Source organism: Chryseobacterium sp. GVT01B (assembly GCF_019970045.1).
Classification (GTDB): Bacteria; Bacteroidota; Bacteroidia; order Flavobacteriales; family Weeksellaceae; genus Chryseobacterium.
Genome location: NZ_JAHXYI010000004.1, coordinates 1 through 23,581 on the forward strand (window position 1 = coordinate 1; position 23,581 = coordinate 23,581).

Below are 23,581 nucleotides of genomic sequence, written 5' to 3' on the forward strand. Positions count from 1 at the left end.
ACTACGGAAATCGAATGATGTCTTTGTAAAACCTTAACAACACAATCTGTTTTAAATGCTAAACTATACTTTGATTTGCCCATAAAAAATGCCCCTAAAAAGTGTCTAACTTTTTGGGGGCACTCTATTTTCTGAGGGCTTTTTTATTTTTAATCGAGAAAATAATCTTGGAATATTTCTATTCAATAGCAAAGATTACTTTTTCGGTTTGTTCTTTTAATTCTTCCAGATTGGTATTGTTGTAGATGATACAATCTGCCATTTTAATTTTATCCCTTTCAGGCATCTGTTTTTCCATGACAGCCTCTACCTCACGGTAGGTTTTATTATCTCTGTCCATTACTCTTTTAGCTCTGATATTATCCTCAGCGGTTACCAAAAGAGATTTATAACATTGCCTGTTGAGTTTTAGTTCAAACAATAATGCAGTTTCTTTGAAGACCAGATATTTGCTTTGCTTCTTTACCCAATTTTCAAAATCAATTCGTACAGCCGGGTGTATGATTTCATTCAATTGCTGAAGCAGATCACTATTGTTAAAAACTTTACCGGCAACAAATTTTCTGTCATATAATCCTTGTTCATCATAAGATTCTTCGCCAAGAAGTTCTTTGATCTTTATTTTCAGATCATCACTCTCATTGACGATTGTCTTTGCTCTGTCATCGGAATAGTAAACCGGAAAACCGAATTCCTCTATAAAGTGTGCTACTGTAGTCTTTCCAGAACCGATTCCGCCTGTTAAACCTATGATCTTGGGTGCTGGTTCCGGTTCAGCCTGTTGTGTTTCTGAATGTAATTCTTCCATGATTTAAAATTAATATCCAAAAACATCATTAAAGCTAAACGTTTCATCAAGTCTTACCCCTTTATCGGTCATTTTAAGACTTGCCAGCTCATTATGAGCATCATGTTCAAAGAACAATAAATATTCGTTGTCTACACACTGCTTAAGGAATTTTCCTTTTTCTTCCATTGTTAAAAGAGGTCTGGTATCATATCCCATCACATACACAGGGTTGATATGTCCCGCTGTTGGAATAAGATCTGCCGCAAAAACAACTGTTTTTTCCTGATACTGAATTACAGGAAGCATCTGCTTTTCCGTATGTCCGTCTACAAAGATGACATCCATCTTTAGGTCTGGAGCAAATCCGTAATTTCCGGTAGTAGGAAGAGGTAAAAAATTAAGTTGGCCGCTTTCCTGTATTGGCAGAATATTTTCCTTCAGGAAACTTGCTTTCTCTCTTGCATTAGGCTCTGTTGCCCATTGCCAGTGATTTTCATTAGTCCAGAAATGGGCATTTTTGAAAGCTGGTCTGTATCCGGTTCTGTCATCATTCCATTCTATAGCACCACCACAGTGATCGAAGTGAAGGTGAGTAAGGAATACATCTGTAATATCTTCTTTTATAAAACCGTATTTCTTTAGATTTTTATCAAGAGTATCATCTCCCCAAAGAGAATAATGTCCGAAAAACTTATCATCCTGTTTGTTACCAAGACCGCAGTCTACCAGGATTAGTTTTTTTCCGTCTTCAATAAGCAGGGAACGTGTTCCCAGTTCGATTAGGTTTTTTTCGTCTGCCGGGTTTGTTTTTTCCCACAGACTCTTCGGGACGACTCCGAACATAGCACCGCCGTCCAGTTTAAATTTTCCACATTGTATTGGATATAACTTCATATGTATATTTTGATTATTTCTTTATTACTTTCATTTTCTCCGCAATTTTTCTTGCGTTATCATCAGAATTCTCAAGATGGTTGATAATGTTGTCATAATCGGCTTGTTTTCTGTTCTGAGAAAGTTTTTGTTTGATAAATATTTCGTCAGGGATTATTTTAATACCAAAAGCTCCCTTCATTTCCTTTTCCACAAATTCTTTTCCCATATCCTTCACCATCATTGGACATTGCTGAAATTTTTCATATTTTGAAGTCAATTTGTCCAAATGAGTATAAAGCTCATCATGATTCATCAGTTCAATCTTTCCGTAGATCTGTACAGCCTCATAATTCCAGGTAGAAACATTAATATGATCGTACCAGCTGCTGGATATGTAAGTATGTGCCCCTAAAAAATCGCAAAGTACTTCATCTCCGTTTTTTAAGGTTTTCGCCTGTGGATTAGCTCTCGAAATATGAGTTTCAATATAAGCATTTTCAGGATCATCTTCATTTAGCATCATCATAGCATGAGTTGCCCGGATTTTGTCAACAGAAGAAATCAGTAAAGCAAAAGAATTTTCTTTGATGATTTCTCTCATCAAATTGTAATCTTCGCTTCTGTATAATTTGGGTATAAACATAAACTAATAAACTCTCATTAACCTTAAATCTTGAACTTTAAACTCAAAACTTTGAACTTAGAACAGCTCTCCCGGATTTTTAGGTCTTGTAATATTCAAATGTTTGTAAGCTTTGTCAGTAACTTCTCTTCCTCTCGGAGTTCTGATAATAAATCCTTCCTGGATCAAAAATGGCTCATAAACTTCTTCCAGTGTTTCAGGATTTTCAGCAATAGATGTGGCCAAAGCGGAAATACCAACCGGTTTTCCTTTAAAGTTTTCAATCATAACACGCATGATCTTATTATCCATTTCATCCAATCCGAATTCATCCACATTTAGAGAGTCCAAGGCATATTTTGTAATCTTGATCTCAATTTCACCATTCCCTTTAATCTCTGCGAAATCACGTACTCTTCTCAATAATGCATTGGCAATTCTTGGTGTTCCACGGCTTCTTCTTGCAATTTCTATCGCTGCATCTTCATAAATAACAACTCCTAAAACTCTTGCACTTCTCTGAATAATAGTTGACAAAAGTTCAATAGAATAATATTCCAGTCTGCTTTGAATCCCGAATCGGGCAAGCATAGGTTTCGTAAGCATTCCACTTCTTGTAGTGGCTCCTACCAAGGTAAAAGGATTCAGCCCAATCTGCACACTTCTGGCATTAGGACCTGTTTCCAGCATAATGTCAATCTTATAATCTTCCATTGCAGAATACAGATATTCCTCTACAACAGGAGAAAGACGGTGAATTTCATCAATGAAAAGAACATCGTTTTCTTCCAGATTGGTCAACAAACCGGCTAAACTTCCAGGTTTGTCTAATACAGGCCCAGAAGTAATCTTACAGTTGACGCCAAGTTCATTGGCAATAATATTGGCTAAAGTGGTTTTACCAAGTCCCGGCGGACCATGTAATAGAACATGATCTAGTGCTCCGCCACGTCGTTTCGCAGCAGTAACAAAAACTTCAAGGTTCTCCAGCGTTTTTCTCTGCCCCGCAAAATCTTTAAAGCTCTGGGGGCGGATCTGTTCTTCCTGCATCAGCTCCTCGTTTGAGTAGTTTTCCTTATCTGGATGTAAAAAATCTGGCATTAATTCATTTCATTTACCTCAAAGATAGCAAATTTAGACTAAGGTTGAAGGGCAGATTGAGAAAAGGTTAAGATTGACACTGAGTTTAGGCTAAGGTTAAAAATGAGAACCGCTAAGATTTAAATAATTGGGATATTTTAAGTATTTTTGAGAGGAAAAATTATTGATAAAAAATATTGAAATTTTGATTGTTTAGAAGGCAAGTATTGATAATAAATAAATCAGCTTCAATCTGGACATTAGCATTAACTTTAAACTAATGAAATTAATAGGACCATTTAAGCAGGTGGTAACGCTTGCTAACTTACCATTAAGAGGAAAAATTTCCGATGAACAACTTGAAATTATTGTAGACGGAGGAATTGTAGTAGAGCAGAATATCATTCAGAAAGTTGGAAATTTTGAAACATTAAAAACAGAAAATCCTACCATAGAAATCGAGAGCATCGAAGGAGAACAGATTGTTCTTCCTGCCTTTGTAGATTCACATACCCATATCTGTTTCGGAGGAAACCGAGCCAATGATTTTGCGATGCGTAATGCAGGGAAAACCTATCTGGAAATCGCAGAAAGTGGTGGTGGAATCTGGAGTTCAGTGCAGCATACAAGAAATGCATCAGAAGAAGACTTGCTGAAAACTTTAGTGGAAAGAATCAACTTTTTGATTGATTTAGGAATCACAACCATTGAAGTAAAGAGTGGCTACGGTCTTGATGTAGAAAACGAGCTGAAGATGCTTAGAATTATTAAAAAAGCACAGAATAAAACTAAAGCTACTTTGGTTCCTACCTGTCTTTCAGCCCACTTAAAGCCCAGAGATTTTGAAGGAAGCAATCCTGAATATCTTGATTATATCATTACCGAAATTTTACCAAAAGTAAAAGAAGAGAAATTAGCAAACAGAGTAGATATTTTTATTGAAAAGTCTGCATTCCAGCCTGAAGAGAGCAAAGAATTCTTACTTAGAGCAAAAGAATTAGGTTTTGAGATTACCGTTCATGCAGATCAGTTTACACCAGGAAGCTCAAGGATTGCAGTAGAAGTGGGGGCTAAATCTGCAGACCATTTAGAAGCAACTATTGATGACGACATCGAATTTTTGGCTAAGTCTGATACCGTAGCAACAGCTCTTCCAGGAGCAAGTTTAGGGCTGGGAGAAAAATTTACTCCTGCAAGAAAACTATTAAATGCGGGAGCAATTGTTGCCATTGCAAGTGACTGGAATCCAGGATCAGCGCCGATGGGAAATTTAATTACTCAGGCGTCTATCTTAGCTACTTTCCAGAAACTGACAACTGCTGAGGTGTTAGCAGGAATGACTTTCCGCGCAGCTTACGCCCTTAATCTGGAAGATAGAGGACAGTTGGAAACAGGGAAAAAAGCAGATTTTGTTACTTTCAAAACCAATAATTTCCAGAATGTGCTCTATAATCAAGGAAGCTTAAAGGCTGAACTTGTTTATATTGATGGGAATTCAATATAAAATTTGCTATTTTGAAAGCTATTAAAAATTTGATAATTTATCTGGTACTATTCATAGTATCTTTAAATGTGATTACTTTCTTGCAGGCTCTTTGGAATTATAGAACCTTGATCGAAGGGGAAAAGCATTTTTTAGAAATATTTTATACCGGATTTCTTTTTATAGCTTTTCTATTGATAGTACTCTTATCTTTTTATTTCTTTTTCATGATCGTATTTTGTGTTTTTCAAATTATGAAAAGTATATACGTTTCTTTGATTAGAAAGAGTAAACAATAAAAACTGAAGATAACAATTAAAGATAGTTTAATTTGATTGAACTTTAAGGAAACAACATACAAATTGAAATTATTAATGATGAGTAATATTTGGCAAGGCAGATTAGACGGAGAAGAACTTCTCCATCACAGAATATTTCAAAGAGTAAAAGAAGAACGCAATTACGATAATATCGCAACGGATGATTTCGTTCTGCATGGTTTTGCTGTAGATGAAGGCGTAAGACGAAACAAAGGCCGTCAGGGAGCTAAAGATGCTCCAGATGTGATCAGAAAGAATATGTCCAATTTTCCGGTAATTCTTCCTGACTTTTCAATGCTGGATTTTGGGAATATTACCTGTGACGATGGTAATCTGGAAAATACACAGAACAATCTTGCCAAAAATGTTTCAAAAGTACTTTTAAAAGGAGGAAAATCCCTTGTGTTGGGTGGAGGCCATGAAGTTACTTACGCTCATTATTTAGGAGTCAAAACAGCTTTTCCGGAGCAAAAAATAGGGATTATTAATCTTGATGCCCATTTTGATAACAGACATCCGGAAAAAGGAGTAGGCGCGAGCTCTGGTACCGGATTCTGGCAGATTGCTCAGGAAGGTCCTATCAACTCGCTGCATATTGGAATTCAGAGAAACTCCAATACACTGAAGCTTTTTGATACCGCTCATCAGTACGGAATGAAATATATCCTGGCAGATGAATTGTTTTTTGAAAACCTTCCATCCATCTATCAGCGTATTGATGATCTATTGGATACTGTAGATTATGCCTATCTAACAATTTGTATGGACGTCTTTAATGCATCAATCGCTCCCGGAGTTTCGGCTGCAGCGTACAATGGAATCTTTGCGGATCCTACATTTATGCATTTTTACAGACATATCTTAAAAAATAAAAAATTGGTTGCAATGGATGTTGCAGAAGTTAATCCTTCTTTTGATATCCAGGACCGGACAGCAAGACTGGCAGCATGTCTTGTGAATGAATGGCTAATGATTTAAGATAAAGTTATATTCTTCTGATAGAGAAAATCATTATTTTATTGACCCTTTAAGGAATGGAATTTGCTAATTTCACCGTGCTTTTAAAATAAAAGCGCTCATAAATTCATTAGCTGAATTTAAAACAGATTTATATTATGGAACAATTAATTGAAAGCAAGCTTATTAAAGCAGATAAAGCGTTTTCAGTGTGGAGAAAAGTGCCGTTTGAGGAAAGGCAGAAGTTAATTGCAAAAGCAGCAGAAATTTTAAAGAATAATTCAGAGAAATTTGGTAAAATAATTACAACAGAAATGAATAAGCCCATTTCAGAATCAATAGCTGAAGTGGAAAAGTGTGCTTTAATGATGAATTATTATGCCGCTGCGGATAATATTTTAAAACCTGAAAAAGTAGAATCTGAATTTACTTATTCCGAAGTTCATTACGCTCCGAAAGGGGTGATTTTAGGAGTAATGCCATGGAATTTTCCTTTCTGGCAGGTATTGAGATTTGCTACTCCAGCAATTTTAGCCGGAAATACAATAGTTTTGAAACATGCTTCAATTTGTTTCGGAAGCGGAAATGCCATTGAAGAAGTTCTTTTAGAGGCAGGTTTTCCGGAAGGTATTTTCCAGAATCTTGAAGTGGGACATAAAGCAGTAAAGGAAATCCTTGAACATGATGCTGTAAGAGGTGTAAGCCTTACAGGAAGTGGAAAAGCTGGAGGTGAGGTCGCATCAATAGCAGGGTTAAATATCAAAAAATCTTTACTTGAATTAGGCGGAAGTGATGCATTTATCATTTTTGATGATGCGGATCTTGAAGCCGCCGCAAAAGCTGGAGTAAAATCAAGGCTTCAAAACTGTGGACAAACCTGTACTGCGGCTAAAAGATTTATCATTGACGAAAAGATCGAAAATGAGTTTCTTCCTATATTCATTGAAGAATATAAAAAATACGAAATTGGAGATCCTTTAGATAAAGAAACCAAACTGGCTGGAATGGCAAGACCTGACCTGGCTGATGAGCTGGAAGCTCAATTCAACAGGGCATTGGAAAATGGCGCAGAAATTATCATTCCTCTGGAAAGAATTTCAGATAATGAATTTAAACCAGGTTTAATAAGAGTTCAGGAAGGAAATCCGATCTTAAAAGAAGAGCTTTTTGGTCCTCTTGGTATGATTATGATTGCAAAAAATGATGAGGAAGCCTTACAAATGGCCAATGATATTCCTTTCGGACTTTCCAATTCTGTATGGACTAAAAATAAAGACCGTCAGCTATTCTTCATTGAAAGCCTTGAATCCGGAACAGTCAATATCAACAGAATGACAAGTTCTGATCCGCGTTTCCCGTTCGGAGGATCAAAAGCTTCAGGATATGGAACAGAGTTGTCTTTACTGGCTTTAAAAGAATTTGTAACTGCAAAGACGATTGTAGGTAATTAGAAGAGTAAAATGTCATTCCGAGGAACCGAGGAATCTCACAGATTCTTCACTTCACTCCCGTTTTGTTCAGAATGACAAATTACCACACATAAAAATAAAAATTCCCGGAAATTAATTTCCGGGAATTTTTTATGCTTTTACAAAAAGTAATTTTGCTTATTGCTTATTGCTTATTGCTTATTGCTTATTGCTTATACTGTCGTCAATCTCAGCGTATTTGTTTTTCCACCTTCATATGATGGAGTTGCATTGATATTGATTACAAAGTCTCCGGTTTCAATATAACCGTAGTTGTGTGTCAGCATATTTACCTGAATGATTGTTTCATCCGTAGATTTCTTCATATCATAATAATAGGCGTGAACACCCCAAAGAAGGTTCAGCATAGTAATAACTCTTCTGTTACCGCTATAGACGATGATATGTGAGTTTGGTCTGTGTGCTGCAAGCTGGAAAGCTGTGTATCCAGAGTGAGTAAGCGTTACAATAGCAGAAACGTTTGTTGTTTTAGCGATTCTTACCGCTGCAAGACAAACCCTGTTTGTAATGAATCTCTCATCAATACAGTTATAATCTTTTTCGATAGGCTCATTTTTGTGTTGATAGAAATGAGTGGTTTCGATATTTTTTACAATTTTAGCCATGTTTTCCACCACCTGTACCGGATATCTACCTACAGAAGTTTCTCCCGAAAGCATGACAGCATCAGCTCCATCCAATACAGAGTTCGCTACGTCATTTACTTCCGCTCTTGTTGGCGTTAAGCTGTTGATCATCGTTTCCATCATTTGGGTAGCGATGATTACCGGCTTAGAATAGAATCTTGCTTTTTCTACCAGATTTTTCTGGATTGCCGGAACTTCTTCCATTGGAACTTCTACTCCAAGGTCTCCACGGGCAACCATTAATCCGTCACATTCAACAAGGATTTCTTCAATATTTTTTACCCCTTCAGGTTTTTCAATCTTCGCAATAATAGGAGTCTTGAATTTACCATTCGGGTGTGCTTTGATAAGCTCCTTCAAGTCAATAATATCCTGAGCATGACGAACAAACGATAAGGCAATCCAGTCAACTTCCATGTCAAGCATGAAATTAGCATCCTGAATATCCTTTTCTGTTAAAGCTGGAAGAGAAACATTTGTATTAGGTAGATTAACACCTTTTTTAGAGCTTAACGGACCTCCTTGAATAGTTTTTGCTTTTACAGTATCCTTTTCATTGGTTTCGATAACCTCCAACATCAGTTTCCCATCATCAATAAGGATTCTTTCCCCTACTTTTACATCCTGTGGAAACTGTTGATAAGTCATGTATACCTTAGTGGAATCTCCCTCCATTTTTTCGTTGGTGAAGGTAAGAATATCGCCAGGATTCAGATAAGATCCTTCTTTTACAACTCCTACTCTCAGCTTAGGTCCCTGAAGGTCTCCCAGGATTCCCACTGAATAACCATACTCGCTGTTTAGCTCTCTAATTATTTCAATATTTTTTCGAACTAAGTCGTAATCTGCATGGGAAAAATTTATTCTGAAAATATCAACACCCGCTCTCATTAAATCTAACATTACCTCCTTCGATGATGAAGCAGGTCCTAGTGTTGCGATAATTTTTGTCTTCTTTAAATACTTATTCATAATACTGGATAATTTGATAAAGTTCTTCATCAGAACTCAGTGTATAATCTTGAATTGGAAACACAAGATTTTCAGGGAGCAAAATTACGGAAAAATCAGGAAACTGTTCCGAACTATGTAGAATATATTCCACATCTACCTGATTATTTAATAAAAATTTAATGTTTTCTTCTTCTGTAAAGAGTTCTGTCTGAACTTTTTTTTGCTTACTTTCAGAAGATTTATTGGAAATAAAGGTAAAACAGGTCTTAGAAAACTTGTGGTAGGCCTCAAATCTTGGGAAAAAATAATCATAATACCCTCCATGAAAGACAAGATCTTTTTTTCTTGAAAAACTGAGGTTGTTGGTATGATTTATTTTGTAAAAAAACTCATGAGCAGGTATATCTTTTGCTAATCTTACCAATCCTATGGCAATATCTTCAAATTCTATATCATCAAGATCATAAAGTTTTTGAATTTCCAAGTATATTTTCTTTTTTATTTAAAATATAAAATGCCCTTTGTGCTGCCTTTTCCTCTGCTTTTTTCTTGGAAGTTTCCGCTGCATTAGCAATTTTTCCTTCACCCAGCCAAACGTGACATCGGAATACCACAGATTTATTAGCTTGTATTTCTTCGCAGGTTTCGTACTTTATATTGACCTTCTTCTTTTGGCTCCATTCTAGAAGGAGACCTTTGTAGCTTACAATCTTGTTTTCAAGCTTGTTGATTTCAGAAGGGGTCAGCAATTTTTCCAAAATAATCCTTTTACAGGTATCATAATGGAAATCTAAATAAACGGCACCAATTAGAGCTTCGAATAAATTTCCGGAGATATTCTCGCCCAAAGCAGAAGAACTGTTTTGCTTTTGCAAAAGGTTGGTAAGCTTTAGGTCTTCGCCTAATTTATTGAGGTTTTTCCTATTAACAATCTTAGATTTCATCTGTGTCAGATAGCCCTCGTTAGCTTGGGGATAGGTCTGGAACAAATGACAAGAAATAATTGTACCCAAAACAGAATCTCCCAAAAATTCAAGTCTTTCGTAGTTGCTGTCTTGATTTTTAGAAGAATTTTTTAAAGAAAAAGCTTCGCGGTAAAGAGCTATATTCTGTACCTCTGTACCTAAAACTTTTTTAAGCTCGGTACTGAGAAAATACTCTCTCTCCGTTAATTGTCTTTTTCTTTTTTTGAGAAGGAATTTAGAAAAGTATTTCTGTAACTCCATTCATTGAATTTAGATTTTCTTAAATAGAACGCAAGCGTTATGCCCGCCAAATCCAAAAGTATTGCTCATGGCTACTTTTACATCTTTCTTCACAGCTGTATTAAACGTAAAGTTTAGTCTGCTGTCAATATTTTCATCATCAGTAAAATGGTTGATGGTAGGAGGAACAGTACCATGAATAATAGTTCCCAATGCAGCGATAGCTTCAATAACACCTGCAGCACCAAGAAGGTGGCCTGTCATTGATTTTGTAGAATTAATCTGAATGTCATAAGCGTGCTCGCCTAATAATCTTGAGATTGCATTGGATTCTGCGATGTCTCCTAATGGAGTAGAAGTACCATGCATATTGATATGATCTACTTCATCAGCAGTTAAACCTGCATCTTCCAGGCAACTCTTCATTACCAGATAAGCACCAAGGCCTTCAGGATGAGGAGCGGTCATGTGATGTGCATCAGCACTTAAACCTCCTCCTAATAATTCTGCATAAATTGTAGCACCACGTTTTACAGCGTGCTCATATTCCTCAAGAATAATACATCCTGCACCTTCTCCTAATACAAATCCATCTCTGTCTTTGTCGAAAGGTCTTGAAGCTGTTTTAGGATCATCATTTCTTGTAGAAAGTGCCATCATTGCATTAAATCCACCGACACCACTTGCTGTAACGGCTGCTTCAGAGCCTCCACACACAATCACGTCTGCTTTTCCTAACTGGATCAGCATTTTGGAATCAATTATAGCGTTTGCTGAAGATGCACATGCAGATACAGTTGTGTAGTTTGGTCCATGGAAACCGTACTCAATAGAGATATGTCCTGGAGTGATATCCGCAATCATTTTTGGGATAAAGAACGGGTTGAATCTCGGAATTTCCGTATTGGCCCATCCTAACACTTCAGTTTCAAAAGTCTCTAAACCTCCGATTCCGGAACCCCAAATTACTCCAACTCTGTTTTTGTCTACATTGTCTTCAATAATTCTGGAATGTGCTACTGCTTCTTTTGCAGCAACAAGTCCCAGTTGGGTATTTCGGTCCATTTTTTTAGACTCTTTCTTATCGAAATGCTGTAATGGATCGAAACCTTTGACTTCGCAAGCGAACTTTGTTTTAAAGTTTGTGGCATCAAAAAGAGTAATCGGAGCGGCACCGCTCTCACCTTTCACAAGATTTTCCCAGTATTCTTTTGCATTATTTCCTATTGGCGTTATTGCTCCAAATCCTGTTACAACTACTCTTTTTAATTCCATAAACTTTGTTTAATTTCTTTTTTGTTGAAGAATATTATTTATTTACTACTTCTTCGATGTAAGCGATAGCGTGTCCTACAGTAGTAATTTTTTCAGCTTGGTCATCAGGGATCTGAATGTTAAATTCTTTTTCAAATTCCATGATTAACTCAACTGTATCTAGTGAATCAGCTCCTAAATCGTTAGTGAAGCTAGCTTCAGGAGTTACTTCTGTTTCTTCAACGTCAAGCTTATCAGCGATGATAGCTTTTACTCTTGATGCAATGTCTGACATAGTAAATTATTTTTTTAATTGTTAGATGGTGCAAATATATAAAATTCTTTACGATAAAACATTTTTTTAGCCTTTTTTGTGGACTAGAAGCTTTCATTTTAAATTGTCTCGCTTTAGTCTTTTAGTTTTCAGGAGGTTATATTTGGTGCCTGAGTGTAAATATGAAAGTAATCCTGAAGATCTAAAAAAAACTTAATATATATGACTCTTAGATCTCCATTGTGTATTCCATTTTGTGAATTTAAATTTTGTGAAATCAACTTGTTCTTTTTTTCTCTACTAATATATCTTTCTTTAATTAGGAGTAAAAGAAAATTGATTTTGAAATCTAGGTTTTGAGGAATTTAGAATATTCTTTTCTTTCAAGTATACTATCTATATTGTATAGGTCTATACTTGGTTTGAAAAATGATAAGTAAATCTAAAATTAGAAAGAAGAAGGGATGGTAATGATATAAAGGTTTTTGAAAATAAAAAACCGCTCAGATAAACTAAGCGGTTTTTATGTGGAGTTGGAGGGATTCGAACCCTCGTCCAAACAAGCAATACATAAGCTTTCTACATGCTTATTCTACCATTGGTTTTCGACTGAAAGCAGAGGATAGACACCCAACTTCCAGCTTATCTTCTAAAGTTTTCGAATTTTAGCCGAAGCTTCTAAAATCTTATTCCCGCATTCCTATATCTCAGGATCAAACGCCGCAGAACAGAGCATTTGTGAGATATCTTGCTTCCTTACTATCTTCAGGAAAACGCTTGATCTACTATACTTCGATATTAAGCTGCAAGAGCGAACTCTTCGTTGCCAGTTAAAATTTTGTAGCAAGGGATTATAGAGATCGCGCCACGGTTCTCTGCATGCTTACTTACCCATTGGTCTTGCTGTCGAAACCAGTCAACCCCATGAATAAAGTGAACGCAAAGATAATGCTTTTTGTTTACATTTCATTAATATGGGTGTCTTTTAATGAAAGTAGTTAGTAAAATGAATAATTTGAAGCTGTTATGGATTGATTTTTTAGTCATTGTGGATAAAAATATTAGTATGTGTTAAATGCCTATAACACTAGGTTTATTAGCAATATTCAGATAAAAGAGTAATTCTTTATGGTAATATATTTTGTGATGTAAGAAAAATTGTCTAGTTTTGCAATCCAAAATGAGATGTAAAATATGTTAATAATTCCAGTAAAAGATGGTGAATCCATCGACAGAGCTTTAAAAAAATACAAGAGAAAATTTGATAAAACAGGTACAGTTCGTCAATTGAGATCTAGACAAGCGTTTATCAAGCCTTCTGTAACTTTGAGACAATCAAGGTTGAAAGCTGCTTACAAACAAAGAGCGCTTAGCAAAGAAGAGCAGGCTTAAGATTTTTTCTTAATCATATATTAATTCACTTCTTAAATTCTTATATTTGAGGAGTGAATTTTTATTTTTATACCCATGATGCTGGAAAAGTTTTTAGAATACTTACAATTCGAAAAAAGGTACTCTCCTCATACTGTTACAAGCTACAAAAAAGACCTTGAAGATTTCTCCCATTTCTTTCTCCGAACGGAGTCTTCCGACAATCTGGCTAAAGCGGACAAAAAAATCATCAGAAATTTTATTGTTGAACTCAGCGAAAACAATATTTCCAAAAGAAGTATCAATAGAAAATTATCTTCTCTCCGTAGTTTTTATCTTTTTCTTTTAAAAATAGGCGAAATCAATGTTTCTCCCACTGAAGGGATTTCTTCCCTGAAGTTTTATGCTGAAAAACAGATTCCTATGTCTAAAGAAGAGATGGCAGATCTTAATGATAGAATTTTCGAACAGCTGCATGATGTGCTTGAAAGGTGCATCATGGAAGTTCTTTATCAGACAGGCATGCGTAAAGCGGAACTTTGTGGCCTGATATTTGAGAATGTTAACTTATATGAAAATGAATTAAAAGTAATAGGAAAAGGAAATAAAGAAAGGGTAATTCCTGTTTCCAATGAATTGTCTGGACTCCTTAAAAGTTATCTGGAAATAAGAAATCCACAGACAGAATTTAAATCATATTTTTTTGTAAATAAGAAGGGGAAAAAACTCAACGAAAAATTTGTTTATGTGGTAGTTAATAAGTACCTTAGTCTTATAACAACGAAAGAAAAAAAAAGTCCTCACATCCTTCGGCATAGCTTTGCTACTCACGTTTTGGATAATGGGGCGGAGATCTCCAAAGTGAAAAAAATATTAGGGCATTCCAGTCTTGCCAGTACTCAAGTCTATACGAATGCTAATATTGAACAATTGAAAAAAGTGTTTAATCAGGCTCACCCTCGAGCTTCAAAAAAAGAAGAATTATGAAGATTTCAGTACAATCAATTGGTTTAACTCCACACGAACCACTAGAGTCACACATTGACAAAAAAGTAAGTAAATTAGATACCTTTTATGACAAGATTCAGGAGTGTAAGGTATTTTTGAAAGTAGAAAATAACGCTGATAAAGTGAACAAAACAACTGAACTTATTCTAGCGGTTCCGGGAGATGATATTGTAGTAAAAAAGACATCTGCAAGTTTTGAAGAAAGTCTGGACCTTTGCGTTGATACTGCTAAAAAGCTATTAATCAAGAAAAAAGAAATGGCATAGGAAAAAAAGTTAAAAAAAGTTCATAAAAAATTTGAGAATTCAAAAAATCCGTTCTATATTTGCACTCGCAAAAAAGGAACAGCGATCTTTTGAATTCTTTTTTATATTTGCCTCCATAGCTCAGTTGGCCAGAGCACGTGATTTGTAATCTCGGGGTCGTGGGTTCGAATCCCTCTGGAGGCTCATAAAATATAAACTTTTTGGGGAGATTCCAGAGTGGCTAAATGGGACTGACTGTAACTCAGTTGCTTCGGCTTCGTAGGTTCGAATCCTGCTCTCCCCACTTTATATTTTTATAAAAAAAACTTGCAGGATTAAATAAGTTTTCTTAGTTTTGCACAGCGTTTACCAATAGTTTTGGAAACAAAATTGCGGAAGTAGCTCAGTTGGTAGAGCGTCAGCCTTCCAAGCTGAATGTCGCGGGTTCGACCCCCGTCTTCCGCTCAAAAAAATACCTCAATAAGAGTATTTTTTTTAACACTGAAATGTGTAGAGTAGATTCTCTCAATCACTTTCAGTCTTTTATTAAAATGCCTCCATAGCTCAGTTGGCCAGAGCACGTGATTTGTAATCTCGGGGTCGTGGGTTCGAATCCCTCTGGAGGCTCATTTTAATATAAAATATCTGGGGAGATTCCAGAGTGGCTAAATGGGACTGACTGTAACTCAGTTGCTTCGGCTTCGTAGGTTCGAATCCTGCTCTCCCCACATTTTATATTATTAAAAAACTTGCAAAATTAAATAAGTTTTCTTAATTTTGCACAGCGTTTACCAATAATTTTGGAAACAAAATTGCGGAAGTAGCTCAGTTGGTAGAGCGTCAGCCTTCCAAGCTGAATGTCGCGGGTTCGACCCCCGTCTTCCGCTCAAAAAAATCACGCTACTCAGTGTGATTTTTTTAGTTAATGCCGACTTAGCTCAGCGGTAGAGTGCTTCCTTGGTAAGGAAGAGGTCACGGGTTCAAGTCCCGTAGTTGGCTCTCGATTTTCCCGAATTTCTTCGGGATTTTTTTTTGCTCTAATTTTTTGAATACAACATGATGTGATTTTATCACTGAAGGAGTTTTATCGTTAAACACCTGCTTAAACAAAACAATAAAACTGATTATACCCAATTTTTCAAGGCTACTTTTATCTATTAATAATAAAATATAGAAGTTCCCCGAAAACTTTTACTTTATCTTTAGAATCACAATCATAAAATTTTCGTTAAATTCGTGTAAAATAAATTTTTGATGAATATTCTTTTATTAGAAGATGATCTCATTCTGTCTGCAGAACTTTGCCGATTTTTAGAATCAAATAATTTTAACTGTGATAAAATCTATGACGGGGAAACTTTTCTCCGCCAGATAAAAAATAATACTTACGAACTGTATTTGCTTGACATTAATGTTCCTAAAATAAATGGACTTGACGTCTGCCAGACCATCCGTTCTTTTGATAAGAATACGCCAATCATTATCATTTCTGCCTATGGAGATATCTCTGATAAAAAGGATGCCTTCACCAGGCTGGCCGATGATTATCTGGTAAAGCCTTTTCAGTTTGAAGAACTTCTTTTAAGAATGAACTCGCTGCTGAGAAGAAAAGCACCTTCCGATAATTCGGATCAGGATATTCTCAGAATTGATGATCTTATCATTAACAAAACCGAACAGAAGGTGTATCGTGGAGGAAATGAAATCACCCTTACATTAAAAGAATTTCAGCTGCTGGTTTATCTTGCGGAAGCACAAGGAAGAACGGTTTCCAAACAGCAGATTACAGAACATGTATGGGAACATAATTTTAATACGAATACCAATACGGTAGAAGTTTATATTAATTTCCTCAGAAAAAAAATTGATAAAGATTTTAAAATAAAACTGATCCATACCCGTTCAGGTTTCGGATATTACCTTAGCCCACTATAAATGTCTTTAAAAAGAAAGATAGCTTTAACGATCAGTATCGCCTTTTCATTACTTTTTGGAATGGTGATGGCGGTCATTTATTTATCTTTTAACGATTTCAGGAGAGATGAATTTAAAGAACGTTTCAGACAACGACTTGAATTTACATCTCATTTCATTTCAAAATCCAAAGACTTTGAGGAGGAAGCACCGGTTTTTTTCAATGAAAATTCAGATAATATTCTTTTGAATGAAAAGATTTTAATTTTCAACGAAAAAAAAGAACTGATCTACAGCACCATCAAGGACCGGAATGTCACCTGGGACAGTGCGATGCTTAAAGAACTGGATAAGAAAAAGATTATCTATACGGAAAGAACAGTTCCGGAGATCTATGCCGCGCTCAGGACAATTAATGGTGAAGACTATTATATTCTTACGAGTGCCTTTGATACCAACGGAAAATCAAAACTGGGGTTTCTGAAATATCTTTTGATCACAGCTTATGCTATGAGTACCCTTCTTATTGGCTTTTTTAGTTATTATTTTGTGGAAAAGTTTCTGCGTCCGCTGGAAGATCTGAACAAAGAGATTTCTGAAGTCACGGCCCATAAACTTACAAAACAGATTCCTGTGGAGCAGTCTAATGATGAAGTCAGTGTACTGGCAAAATCATTTAATACAATGATCGGAAGGCTGGATGATGTATTTCAGTCACAAAAGGATTTTACCGCTAGTGCTTCCCATGAGATAAGAACACCAATTACAAGAATGGCATTTCAGTTGGAGAACCTCATAAAATTTGAAGAGCATTCTCCGGAAACCTTGTCTTCTTTACAACAGATTCAACGGGATGTATACCAGTTGTCGGATTTGACGAATTCACTTTTGCTGCTTACAAAATTTGATAAAGAAAATATTCAGAGTATTTATGAGGAGGTAAGAATTGATGAAGTTATCTTTGAGGCTTTTGAGGCAGTAGAGAAAAGTTATCCACAACTTAAGCTAGACTTTCTTATTAATGAAGACAGTTCCGAGAATGCTTTTCTCATGATAAAAGGAATTCAATCGTTATTGGTTATCGTCTTTATTAATCTCTTTAAAAATGCAGCGGTATATTCTGATAATTCAGAAGTGAATGTCTTGATTACCGAAACGAATGATAACCTTTCTGTAGAAGTTCTTTCTCATGGAAATACTATTTCTGAAGATGAGCAGGCTAAACTGTTTGAAGCTTTCACAAGAGGGAATAATGCCCAGAATATTGCAGGATCGGGCCTAGGTCTTAGGATTGTCAAAAGAATTTTGGAATACCATGATGCCGATATCATATACTCCTCTCCTCAGGAATATATTAATAAATTTACTTTAATTTTTAAGAAATAATATTCAAAAGCAACTGACCTCAAAATCAGTTGCTTTTTTGTTAAACCCCGGATTAAATTTTTAATAAAAAATTCAACTCTTGGAGAATAAAATACCTTTTCAACTGTTATTTTTTTGTTTGAAACGTCCTGTAGAAGGAGATTTTAATATTTTTTTAAGCGTCATTTAAGTTTCTTTTAATAGCATCAAAGCAATTTTGTAATTTAAAAAGAAAAACAATGAACAGAATTGCAGTGCTGTGTCTCGCCGTTTCCTCATTCATGGCAGCACAACAGCAGATGTCTCTTTTGGATTGCGAAGAAGCCTTTCAGAAGAACAACCTCCAGCTGCTCGCCGAACAATACAACATCAATATGGCTGATGCAGATATTCTGCAGGCTAAAATCTGGGAACTACCACAACTAAGCGGGCAATTCAATGCTTACAATCCCCAGGATAAAAAGGTTTTTGATGTGGGACACTCAAAAGGAGCAGGAATTACTCAATTGATTTACATGGGTGGGAAAAAGAAAAACGAAATTGCTTTTGCCAAATCCAATAAAGAACTTGCCCAGCTTCAGTTTTCCCAATTGCTGGCGGATTTAAGATCTCAGCTTCGTTCCGCCTATTTCAACCTTTATTACGAAAAACTAAAACTGGAGAATACCAATAAGCAGTTAGGCTACATGAATGATCTTTTAAATGCTTATCGTGTGCAGTCTGCAAAAGGGAATGTTTCCCTTAAAGATGCAGTAAGGTTACAGAGTATTGTAATCCAGCTGAATCATGATAAACTTGAGATCAATAAAAATATTCTGGATTTTGAACAGAACCTGAAAGTTTTAACGGGAGTTTCGGAAGAAATAGAACCAACGATGTCTGAAGCTGAAGCTAAAGAATCACTGGCAGCACAGCCATTCGGTGATGAAGAAGAACTGAAAAGCAAAGCGTTGGAAAATAATGCTGATTACCGTTACAATCTGAAACTTATTGACAACAGTAAGCTATATGCACAATGGCAGAAATCTTTGAATGTGCCGGATGTGACAGTAGGCGCTGCATGGGATCAGGCAGGCGGAACTTTTAATAATGAAGCGAATCTTACCTTAGGAATTCCTTTGCCTTTATGGAAAGCGAATCAGGGGAACGTGGTAAAAGCAAACTATGCTATTCAACAGAATCAGAAAAATGCTGACTTTCAAAAAATGACCCTGGAGACGAAAGTGCAGTCTGCTTATAAAACCTGGAAAGCACAGTATGATCAGCTTCTGGACATCAAAACTACAGATCTGCAGAATATGGACCTCGTATACAACGGAATGCTGAATAATTTCAGAAAAGGAAATGTCAACCTGATTGAATTCACAGACTTTATGGACAGCTACAGGGAAACAGCCCTACAGATCTATGATATGAAAAATGAGATCATGCAGTCAGCAGAGCAGCTTAATCAACTCGTACAAACTAAAATCTTCTATTAAAACCATGAAAACATATATTATCCCCGTATTGATGGCCCTTTCATTATTGGCCTGTTCAAAAAAAGAGGAAGAGAAAACCAATCACGCCAAAAAAGGATTCGAGCTGAGCAATACAATGCTGAATTCTATTTCCCTGGCAAAAGTTGAAAAAAAGAATATAGAAGATGAATACAGCTTTTACGGAAAGATCTCAGCAGACAAAAACAGTTATATAGATGTTTATCCGCTGGTAGGAGGAAATGTGATGAGTGTAAATGTAGAGCTGGGCGACTATGTAAAAAAAGGGCAGGTGCTGGCAACCATCAGAAGTACCGAGCTTGCAGAAATTCAAAAAGATGTAAGCGATGCAAAAACAGATCTGGTAGTGGCGAAAAATAATCTTCGTGTTGCGAAGGAACTCTACGAAGGAAAATTAAATACAGAAAGAGACGTGCTGGAAGCAAAAAGCCAGTTACAAAAAGCCGAAGACCAGTTGCAGAGAGCTGCAGCAGTAAGTACGGTTTATAATGTAAAAACCGGGAATATATACAGTGTAGTAGCACCCATCAACGGTTATATTGTTCAGAAAAGTATCAATAAAGATATGCAGCTGAGAAGTGACAGGAGTGATAATATCTTTGATGTTGCCAATACAACCAACGTTTGGGCAATAATGAATGTCAACGAATCGGATATTGATAAAATAAGCCTTGGAATGAAAGCGCAGGTATCTACTCTTTCTTACCCGGATAAAGTTTTTGACGGGAAAATTGATAAAATATTCAAGATTATTGATCCACAGACCAATGCTATGCAGGCCAGAGTGGTATTGGATAATGCCAATGGACTTCTCATTCCGGACAGTAAAGCAACAATAAAGGTTTCCAGCCTGGAGAGCAATACGATGCTGACTGTTCCGTCCAAAGCAGTGATTTTTGATGATAACAAGAGCTTTGTAGTGATTTTTAAATCAAGAACAGATGTGAAGGTGAGAGAAATTAAAGTATTAAAACAAGTAGGGGATGTCACTTATATAGCAGACGGCCTGAAAGAAGGAGAAGAAGTGATTACCAACAACCAGCTGCTGATATACCGTTCACTGAACAGCTAGTCTTATTAAATCCTTAAGAATATTGATGTTTTTCTTTAACGGCTTTTTTAGGTCATCAATTTATCTATCATGAATAAATTCATAAAAAATATAATCGCTTTTTCATTAAAAAATAAAGCATTTACCTTTATCTGGGTAGCGATTTTAGCCATCTCCGGATTTATAAGTTTCAAAAATATGCCTATTGAAGCTTTTCCGGATGTTACCAATACCCAGATTGTCATCATTACCCAATGGAATGGGCGCAGTGCAGAAGAAGTAGAACGTTTTGTCACTACCCCCATAGAATTGGCGATGAGCCCGGTTCAGAAAAAAACAAGTGTGAGAAGTACCACCATGTTTGGTCTTTCCATTGTTAAAATTCTGTTTGACGATGGGGTGGACGATACTTTTGCCAGAAATCAGGTCAATAACCAATTAAGAACCATTAGCCTTCCTGATGAGGTAGATCCAGAAGTACAGCCACCCTACGGGCCAACCGGGGAGATTTTCAGATATACGCTGGAAAGTAAAACAAAAGATTCAAGAGCGTTGCTTACCCTTCAAAATTGGGTCATAGACCGTGCATTAAGAGGGGTTCCCGGAGTAGCTGATATCAACGTTTTCGGAGGCCAGGATAAAGTTTTTGAATTAAGTATTGATCCGAGAGCATTGGATAAATATAATCTGACGCCGCTTCAGGTATATGATGCTGTCACCAAAAGTAACCTGAATGTAGGAGGAGATGTTATTGAAAAAAACGGTCAGGCTTACGTTGTAAGAGGGATTGGTTTGGTGAAATCTGTGGCCGATATCGGAAATATTACCATTCAGAATGACAGCGGAAACCCTGTTTTGGTAAAAAATGTTGCTGAGGTTCATGAAAGTTCAATGCCCAGAGTAGGACAGGCTGCCCTGAATCATCATGACGATACGGTAGAAGGAATTGTTGTCATGAGAAAAGGAGAAAATCCAAGAGAGGTTTTGGTAGGAGTGAAGGCTAAAATTAAAGAGCTTAACGAAAAAATACTTCCAAAAGATGTCAAAATGGTTACTTTCTACGACCGTGACAATCTGATGGATTTTACCACCCACACTGTAATGCACAACCTTATTGAAGGAATTGTGCTGGTAACGGTAATCGTTTTAATCTTTATGGCCGACTGGAGAACAACGCTGATTGTTTCCATCATTATTCCTCTATCCTTACTCTTTGCATTTTTATGCTTAAAGTTAGCCGGAATGAGTGCTAACCTGCTTTCATTAGGAGCCGTGGACTTCGGGATCATCATAGACGGAGCCGTCGTCATGGTAGAAGGACTCTTTGTAATGCTTGATCATAAGGCGCACAAATATGGAACAGAGAAGTTTAACAAACTCGCAAAAGGAGGCTGGATCAAACAGACCGGGACCGGATTGGGAAAAGCAATCTTCTTTTCAAAATTAATCATCATTACTTCCCTGATTCCTATTTTCTCATTTCAGAAAGTGGAAGGGAAGATGTTTTCTCCTTTGGCTTTTACACTGGGATTTGCATTAATTGGAGCATTAATATTTACATTAACGCTGGTTCCTGTTCTTTCACATATCCTTTTAAATAAAAATGTAAGAGAAAAAAATAATCCGTTTGTTAATTTCTGGGATAGAATCGTTTTGAAAGGCTTTAATTTAACATTTAAGCATAAAAAAACGAGCATGATTGTTGCCATATCTTTCCTGGCACTCACTTTATTTTCCGGTAAATTTTTAGGAACAGAATTCCTGCCGCAGTTGAACGAAGGTTCATTGTGGATCACTGCCGAAATGCCGATGAGTTCATCATTAAAAGAATCTCTGAAAACAGCAGACCTTTTAAAGAAAGACATTATGAGCTTTTCAGAAGTCACAGATGTTCTGGCACAGACGGGGAGAAGTAATGACGGAACAGACCCCAATGGATTTGGATTCGTACAGTTTGCTGTTAACCTTAAGCCAAGAGAAGAATGGAAGCGTAAGATCACCTATGATGAATTGATTAATGAAATTGATAAAAAGCTCAGAAGTTATCAGGGAATTACTTTCAATTATTCCCAGCCGATTTCAGATAATGTGGCAGAAGCAGTAGCAGGTTTTAAAGCAGAAAACGGAATTAAAATCTATGGTGATAATCTGGAAACTCTGGATAAAATAGCGAATGAAGTTTTATTAAAAATTAAGGATGTACAAGGGGTAAAAGACCCCGGAATTATTAAAAATATCGGTCAGCCGGAAGTAAGCGTTGTGCTGGACAGAGATAAAATGGCTGCTTATGGAGTAATGCCGGCAGATGCACAGGCCGTATTGGAAATGGCTTTTGGAGGGAAAACCGCTTCAGAAATGTTTGATGGTGAAAGAAAATTCCCGATCCGTCTGCGTTATTCACAGGAATACAGGACCAGTGAAAACGATATTGCCGCTTTGATGGTTCCTACCCAGGACGGAGCAAAGATCCCTTTAAAAGAAATAAGTACCATTGTAAAAGACAACGGAGCTGCATTTATTTACAGAGACAATATCAAACGATATATCGGGGTTAAATTCTCCATCCGTGACAGAGATTTGGGAAGCACCATTGCCGATGCCCAGAAAAAAGTGGAAACTATTGAACTTCCTGATGGCTATTCCGTAGGATGGACCGGACAGTTTGAAAACCAGCAGAGAGCCTCTCACAGATTGGCACAGGTGGTACCCGTAAGTATTGTGATGATTTTCTTCCTGTTGTTTATCCTGTTTGGAAATATGAAAGATTCCCTGTTGGTACTGGCTAATGTACCTTTTGCTTTAATAGGAGGAATTATCGCTTTACACGTTACCGGAATCAATTTTGGAATCTCTGCCGGAGTAGGGATGATTGCTCTCCTGGGAATTTGTATTCAGAATGGGGTAATTCTTATCACAGAATTCCATCAGAATGTGAAAGACGGTCTTGATATAGACTCCGCGATATTAAACGGAGTGAAATCCAGAACAAGACCCGTAATTATGACTGCGCTTATGGCTTCTATCGGATTGATGCCGGCAGCATTGTCTACAGGGATCGGCTCAGAATCTCAAAAACCTCTGGCGATTGTCATTATTGGAGGGCTTATTACAGCTACCGTGCTTACACTGCTTATTTTTCCAATTATTTTCTGGATATTCAACAGAACTAAAAAGCTCAGCCACATTTAAATTTGGAT

Annotated in this window: 20 protein-coding genes, 7 tRNA genes and 1 other RNA gene; 18 read left to right on the forward strand and 10 right to left on the reverse strand. The window is 36.6% G+C overall.

Annotated elements, in window-relative coordinates; all coding sequences use genetic code 11:
• Window positions 1–178: 178 nt before the first annotated feature.
• From coaE to ruvB, 4 genes are read right to left on the reverse strand one after another with little or no spacing between them, the layout of a single operon-like run.
• On the reverse strand, window positions 179–808 hold the full coding sequence (gene coaE, locus LC457_RS09890) for a dephospho-CoA kinase (protein ID WP_223599699.1): 630 nt from the start codon (window positions 806–808) through the stop codon (window positions 179–181).
• Between the two features lie 9 nt (window positions 809–817).
• On the reverse strand, window positions 818–1,684 hold the full coding sequence (locus LC457_RS09895; protein ID WP_223599700.1) for an MBL fold metallo-hydrolase: 867 nt from the start codon (window positions 1,682–1,684) through the stop codon (window positions 818–820).
• A 13-nt stretch (window positions 1,685–1,697) separates the two neighbouring features.
• Entirely contained in the window at window positions 1,698–2,309 is a 612-nt protein-coding gene (locus tag LC457_RS09900; RefSeq protein ID WP_223599701.1) for an FMN-binding negative transcriptional regulator, read from the reverse strand.
• A gap of 57 nt (window positions 2,310–2,366) precedes the next feature.
• Window positions 2,367–3,389: a Holliday junction branch migration DNA helicase RuvB gene (gene ruvB / locus LC457_RS09905; RefSeq protein ID WP_110008252.1), complete on the reverse strand. Its 1,023-nt coding sequence runs from the start codon at window positions 3,387–3,389 to the stop codon at window positions 2,367–2,369.
• Between the two features lie 259 nt (window positions 3,390–3,648).
• On the opposite strand from ruvB, the gene hutI reads away from it, so the two are divergent.
• The 3 genes from hutI (at window position 3,649) to LC457_RS09920 (ending at window position 7,579) form a co-directional block, all read left to right on the forward strand.
• Window positions 3,649–4,872, forward strand: a complete 1,224-nt coding sequence (gene hutI, locus LC457_RS09910) for an imidazolonepropionase (protein WP_223599702.1) — start codon at window positions 3,649–3,651, stop codon at window positions 4,870–4,872.
• A gap of 356 nt (window positions 4,873–5,228) precedes the next feature.
• The gene (gene hutG / locus LC457_RS09915) at window positions 5,229–6,149 is read left to right on the forward strand and encodes a formimidoylglutamase (protein ID WP_223599703.1); all 921 of its coding nucleotides are present in this window, start codon (window positions 5,229–5,231) and stop codon (window positions 6,147–6,149) included.
• Between the two features lie 137 nt (window positions 6,150–6,286).
• Window positions 6,287–7,579: an aldehyde dehydrogenase family protein gene (locus tag LC457_RS09920; protein WP_223599704.1), complete on the forward strand. Its 1,293-nt coding sequence runs from the start codon at window positions 6,287–6,289 to the stop codon at window positions 7,577–7,579.
• 191 nt (window positions 7,580–7,770) lie between these two features.
• Here the strand turns inward: LC457_RS09920 and pyk are convergent, their stop codons facing one another.
• The 6 genes from pyk to ssrA form a co-directional block, all read right to left on the reverse strand.
• Window positions 7,771–9,216 carry a pyruvate kinase gene (gene pyk / locus LC457_RS09925; protein ID WP_223599705.1) on the reverse strand — a complete coding sequence of 482 codons (1,446 nt, stop codon included), beginning with the start codon at window positions 9,214–9,216 and terminating at the stop codon, window positions 7,771–7,773.
• The gene (locus tag LC457_RS09930) at window positions 9,209–9,682 is read right to left on the reverse strand and encodes an IPExxxVDY family protein (protein WP_223599706.1); all 474 of its coding nucleotides are present in this window, start codon (window positions 9,680–9,682) and stop codon (window positions 9,209–9,211) included. The genes pyk and LC457_RS09930 overlap by 8 nt, the downstream gene beginning before the upstream one ends.
• Window positions 9,660–10,424, reverse strand: a complete 765-nt coding sequence (rnc, locus tag LC457_RS09935; RefSeq protein WP_223599707.1) for a ribonuclease III — start codon at window positions 10,422–10,424, stop codon at window positions 9,660–9,662. Before rnc ends, LC457_RS09930 begins: the two co-directional genes overlap by 23 nt.
• A gap of 9 nt (window positions 10,425–10,433) precedes the next feature.
• The gene (fabF, locus tag LC457_RS09940; protein ID WP_047425151.1) at window positions 10,434–11,678 is read right to left on the reverse strand and encodes a beta-ketoacyl-ACP synthase II; all 1,245 of its coding nucleotides are present in this window, start codon (window positions 11,676–11,678) and stop codon (window positions 10,434–10,436) included.
• A 34-nt stretch (window positions 11,679–11,712) separates the two neighbouring features.
• On the reverse strand, window positions 11,713–11,952 hold the full coding sequence (locus LC457_RS09945) for an acyl carrier protein (RefSeq protein ID WP_002976354.1): 240 nt from the start codon (window positions 11,950–11,952) through the stop codon (window positions 11,713–11,715).
• Between the two features lie 504 nt (window positions 11,953–12,456).
• Window positions 12,457–12,855, reverse strand: a transfer-messenger RNA (tmRNA) gene (gene ssrA, locus LC457_RS09950).
• 270 nt (window positions 12,856–13,125) lie between these two features.
• On the opposite strand from ssrA, the gene rpsU reads away from it, so the two are divergent.
• The 15 genes from rpsU (at window position 13,126) to LC457_RS10025 (ending at window position 23,573) form a co-directional block, all read left to right on the forward strand.
• Complete coding sequence (rpsU, locus tag LC457_RS09955; protein WP_047379266.1) at window positions 13,126–13,323, forward strand: 30S ribosomal protein S21; 198 nt, start codon at window positions 13,126–13,128, stop codon at window positions 13,321–13,323.
• Window positions 13,324–13,401: 78 nt separating this feature from the next.
• The gene (locus tag LC457_RS09960) at window positions 13,402–14,289 is read left to right on the forward strand and encodes a tyrosine-type recombinase/integrase (protein WP_223600106.1); all 888 of its coding nucleotides are present in this window, start codon (window positions 13,402–13,404) and stop codon (window positions 14,287–14,289) included.
• Window positions 14,286–14,576: an HPF/RaiA family ribosome-associated protein gene (locus LC457_RS09965; RefSeq protein ID WP_047386085.1), complete on the forward strand. Its 291-nt coding sequence runs from the start codon at window positions 14,286–14,288 to the stop codon at window positions 14,574–14,576. Before LC457_RS09960 ends, LC457_RS09965 begins: the two co-directional genes overlap by 4 nt.
• A 109-nt stretch (window positions 14,577–14,685) precedes the next feature.
• Window positions 14,686–14,759, forward strand: a tRNA-Thr gene (locus LC457_RS09970).
• A gap of 19 nt (window positions 14,760–14,778) precedes the next feature.
• A tRNA-Tyr gene (locus tag LC457_RS09975) sits at window positions 14,779–14,859 on the forward strand.
• Between the two features lie 88 nt (window positions 14,860–14,947).
• A tRNA-Gly gene (locus LC457_RS09980) sits at window positions 14,948–15,020 on the forward strand.
• An 88-nt stretch (window positions 15,021–15,108) separates the two neighbouring features.
• A tRNA-Thr gene (locus LC457_RS09985) sits at window positions 15,109–15,182 on the forward strand.
• Window positions 15,183–15,202: 20 nt separating this feature from the next.
• Window positions 15,203–15,283: transfer RNA gene (locus tag LC457_RS09990), tRNA-Tyr, on the forward strand.
• A gap of 86 nt (window positions 15,284–15,369) precedes the next feature.
• Window positions 15,370–15,442: transfer RNA gene (locus LC457_RS09995), tRNA-Gly, on the forward strand.
• A gap of 40 nt (window positions 15,443–15,482) precedes the next feature.
• A tRNA-Thr gene (locus tag LC457_RS10000) sits at window positions 15,483–15,554 on the forward strand.
• Between the two features lie 255 nt (window positions 15,555–15,809).
• A complete protein-coding gene (locus tag LC457_RS10005) occupies window positions 15,810–16,490 on the forward strand; it encodes a response regulator transcription factor (RefSeq protein ID WP_047379264.1) in 681 nt (226 codons plus the stop codon).
• Window positions 16,491–17,855, forward strand: a complete 1,365-nt coding sequence (locus LC457_RS10010; protein WP_223599708.1) for an ATP-binding protein — start codon at window positions 16,491–16,493, stop codon at window positions 17,853–17,855.
• 218 nt (window positions 17,856–18,073) lie between these two features.
• Window positions 18,074–19,315, forward strand: a complete 1,242-nt coding sequence (locus tag LC457_RS10015) for a TolC family protein (protein WP_223599709.1) — start codon at window positions 18,074–18,076, stop codon at window positions 19,313–19,315.
• Between the two features lie 4 nt (window positions 19,316–19,319).
• On the forward strand, window positions 19,320–20,405 hold the full coding sequence (locus tag LC457_RS10020; RefSeq protein ID WP_184557673.1) for an efflux RND transporter periplasmic adaptor subunit: 1,086 nt from the start codon (window positions 19,320–19,322) through the stop codon (window positions 20,403–20,405).
• A 69-nt stretch (window positions 20,406–20,474) separates the two neighbouring features.
• A complete protein-coding gene (locus tag LC457_RS10025) occupies window positions 20,475–23,573 on the forward strand; it encodes an efflux RND transporter permease subunit (protein WP_223599710.1) in 3,099 nt (1,032 codons plus the stop codon).
• Window positions 23,574–23,581: the final 8 nt, after the last annotated feature.

Excerpts from the sequence above, each read along its gene's own strand:
- LC457_RS09965 (WP_047386085.1), top strand. The coding sequence starts at position 14,286 with ATGAAGATTTCAGTACAATCAATTGGTTTAACTCCACACGAACCACTA.
- LC457_RS09895 (WP_223599700.1), bottom strand. The coding sequence starts at position 1,684 with ATGAAGTTATATCCAATACAATGTGGAAAATTTAAACTGGACGGCGGT.
- rnc (WP_223599707.1), bottom strand. The coding sequence starts at position 10,424 with ATGGAGTTACAGAAATACTTTTCTAAATTCCTTCTCAAAAAAAGAAAA.
- LC457_RS10005 (WP_047379264.1), top strand. The coding sequence starts at position 15,810 with ATGAATATTCTTTTATTAGAAGATGATCTCATTCTGTCTGCAGAACTT.
- coaE (WP_223599699.1), bottom strand. The coding sequence starts at position 808 with ATGGAAGAATTACATTCAGAAACACAACAGGCTGAACCGGAACCAGCA.
- pyk (WP_223599705.1), bottom strand. The coding sequence starts at position 9,216 with ATGAATAAGTATTTAAAGAAGACAAAAATTATCGCAACACTAGGACCT.
- LC457_RS10015 (WP_223599709.1), top strand. The coding sequence starts at position 18,074 with ATGAACAGAATTGCAGTGCTGTGTCTCGCCGTTTCCTCATTCATGGCA.
- LC457_RS10020 (WP_184557673.1), top strand. The coding sequence starts at position 19,320 with ATGAAAACATATATTATCCCCGTATTGATGGCCCTTTCATTATTGGCC.
- LC457_RS09900 (WP_223599701.1), bottom strand. The coding sequence starts at position 2,309 with ATGTTTATACCCAAATTATACAGAAGCGAAGATTACAATTTGATGAGA.
- rpsU (WP_047379266.1), top strand. The coding sequence starts at position 13,126 with ATGTTAATAATTCCAGTAAAAGATGGTGAATCCATCGACAGAGCTTTA.
- fabF (WP_047425151.1), bottom strand. The coding sequence starts at position 11,678 with ATGGAATTAAAAAGAGTAGTTGTAACAGGATTTGGAGCAATAACGCCA.
- LC457_RS09920 (WP_223599704.1), top strand. The coding sequence starts at position 6,287 with ATGGAACAATTAATTGAAAGCAAGCTTATTAAAGCAGATAAAGCGTTT.
- LC457_RS10010 (WP_223599708.1), top strand. The coding sequence starts at position 16,491 with ATGTCTTTAAAAAGAAAGATAGCTTTAACGATCAGTATCGCCTTTTCA.
- LC457_RS09945 (WP_002976354.1), bottom strand. The coding sequence starts at position 11,952 with ATGTCAGACATTGCATCAAGAGTAAAAGCTATCATCGCTGATAAGCTT.
- ruvB (WP_110008252.1), bottom strand. The coding sequence starts at position 3,389 with ATGCCAGATTTTTTACATCCAGATAAGGAAAACTACTCAAACGAGGAG.
- LC457_RS09960 (WP_223600106.1), top strand. The coding sequence starts at position 13,402 with ATGCTGGAAAAGTTTTTAGAATACTTACAATTCGAAAAAAGGTACTCT.
- hutG (WP_223599703.1), top strand. The coding sequence starts at position 5,229 with ATGAGTAATATTTGGCAAGGCAGATTAGACGGAGAAGAACTTCTCCAT.
- LC457_RS10025 (WP_223599710.1), top strand. The coding sequence starts at position 20,475 with ATGAATAAATTCATAAAAAATATAATCGCTTTTTCATTAAAAAATAAA.
- hutI (WP_223599702.1), top strand. The coding sequence starts at position 3,649 with ATGAAATTAATAGGACCATTTAAGCAGGTGGTAACGCTTGCTAACTTA.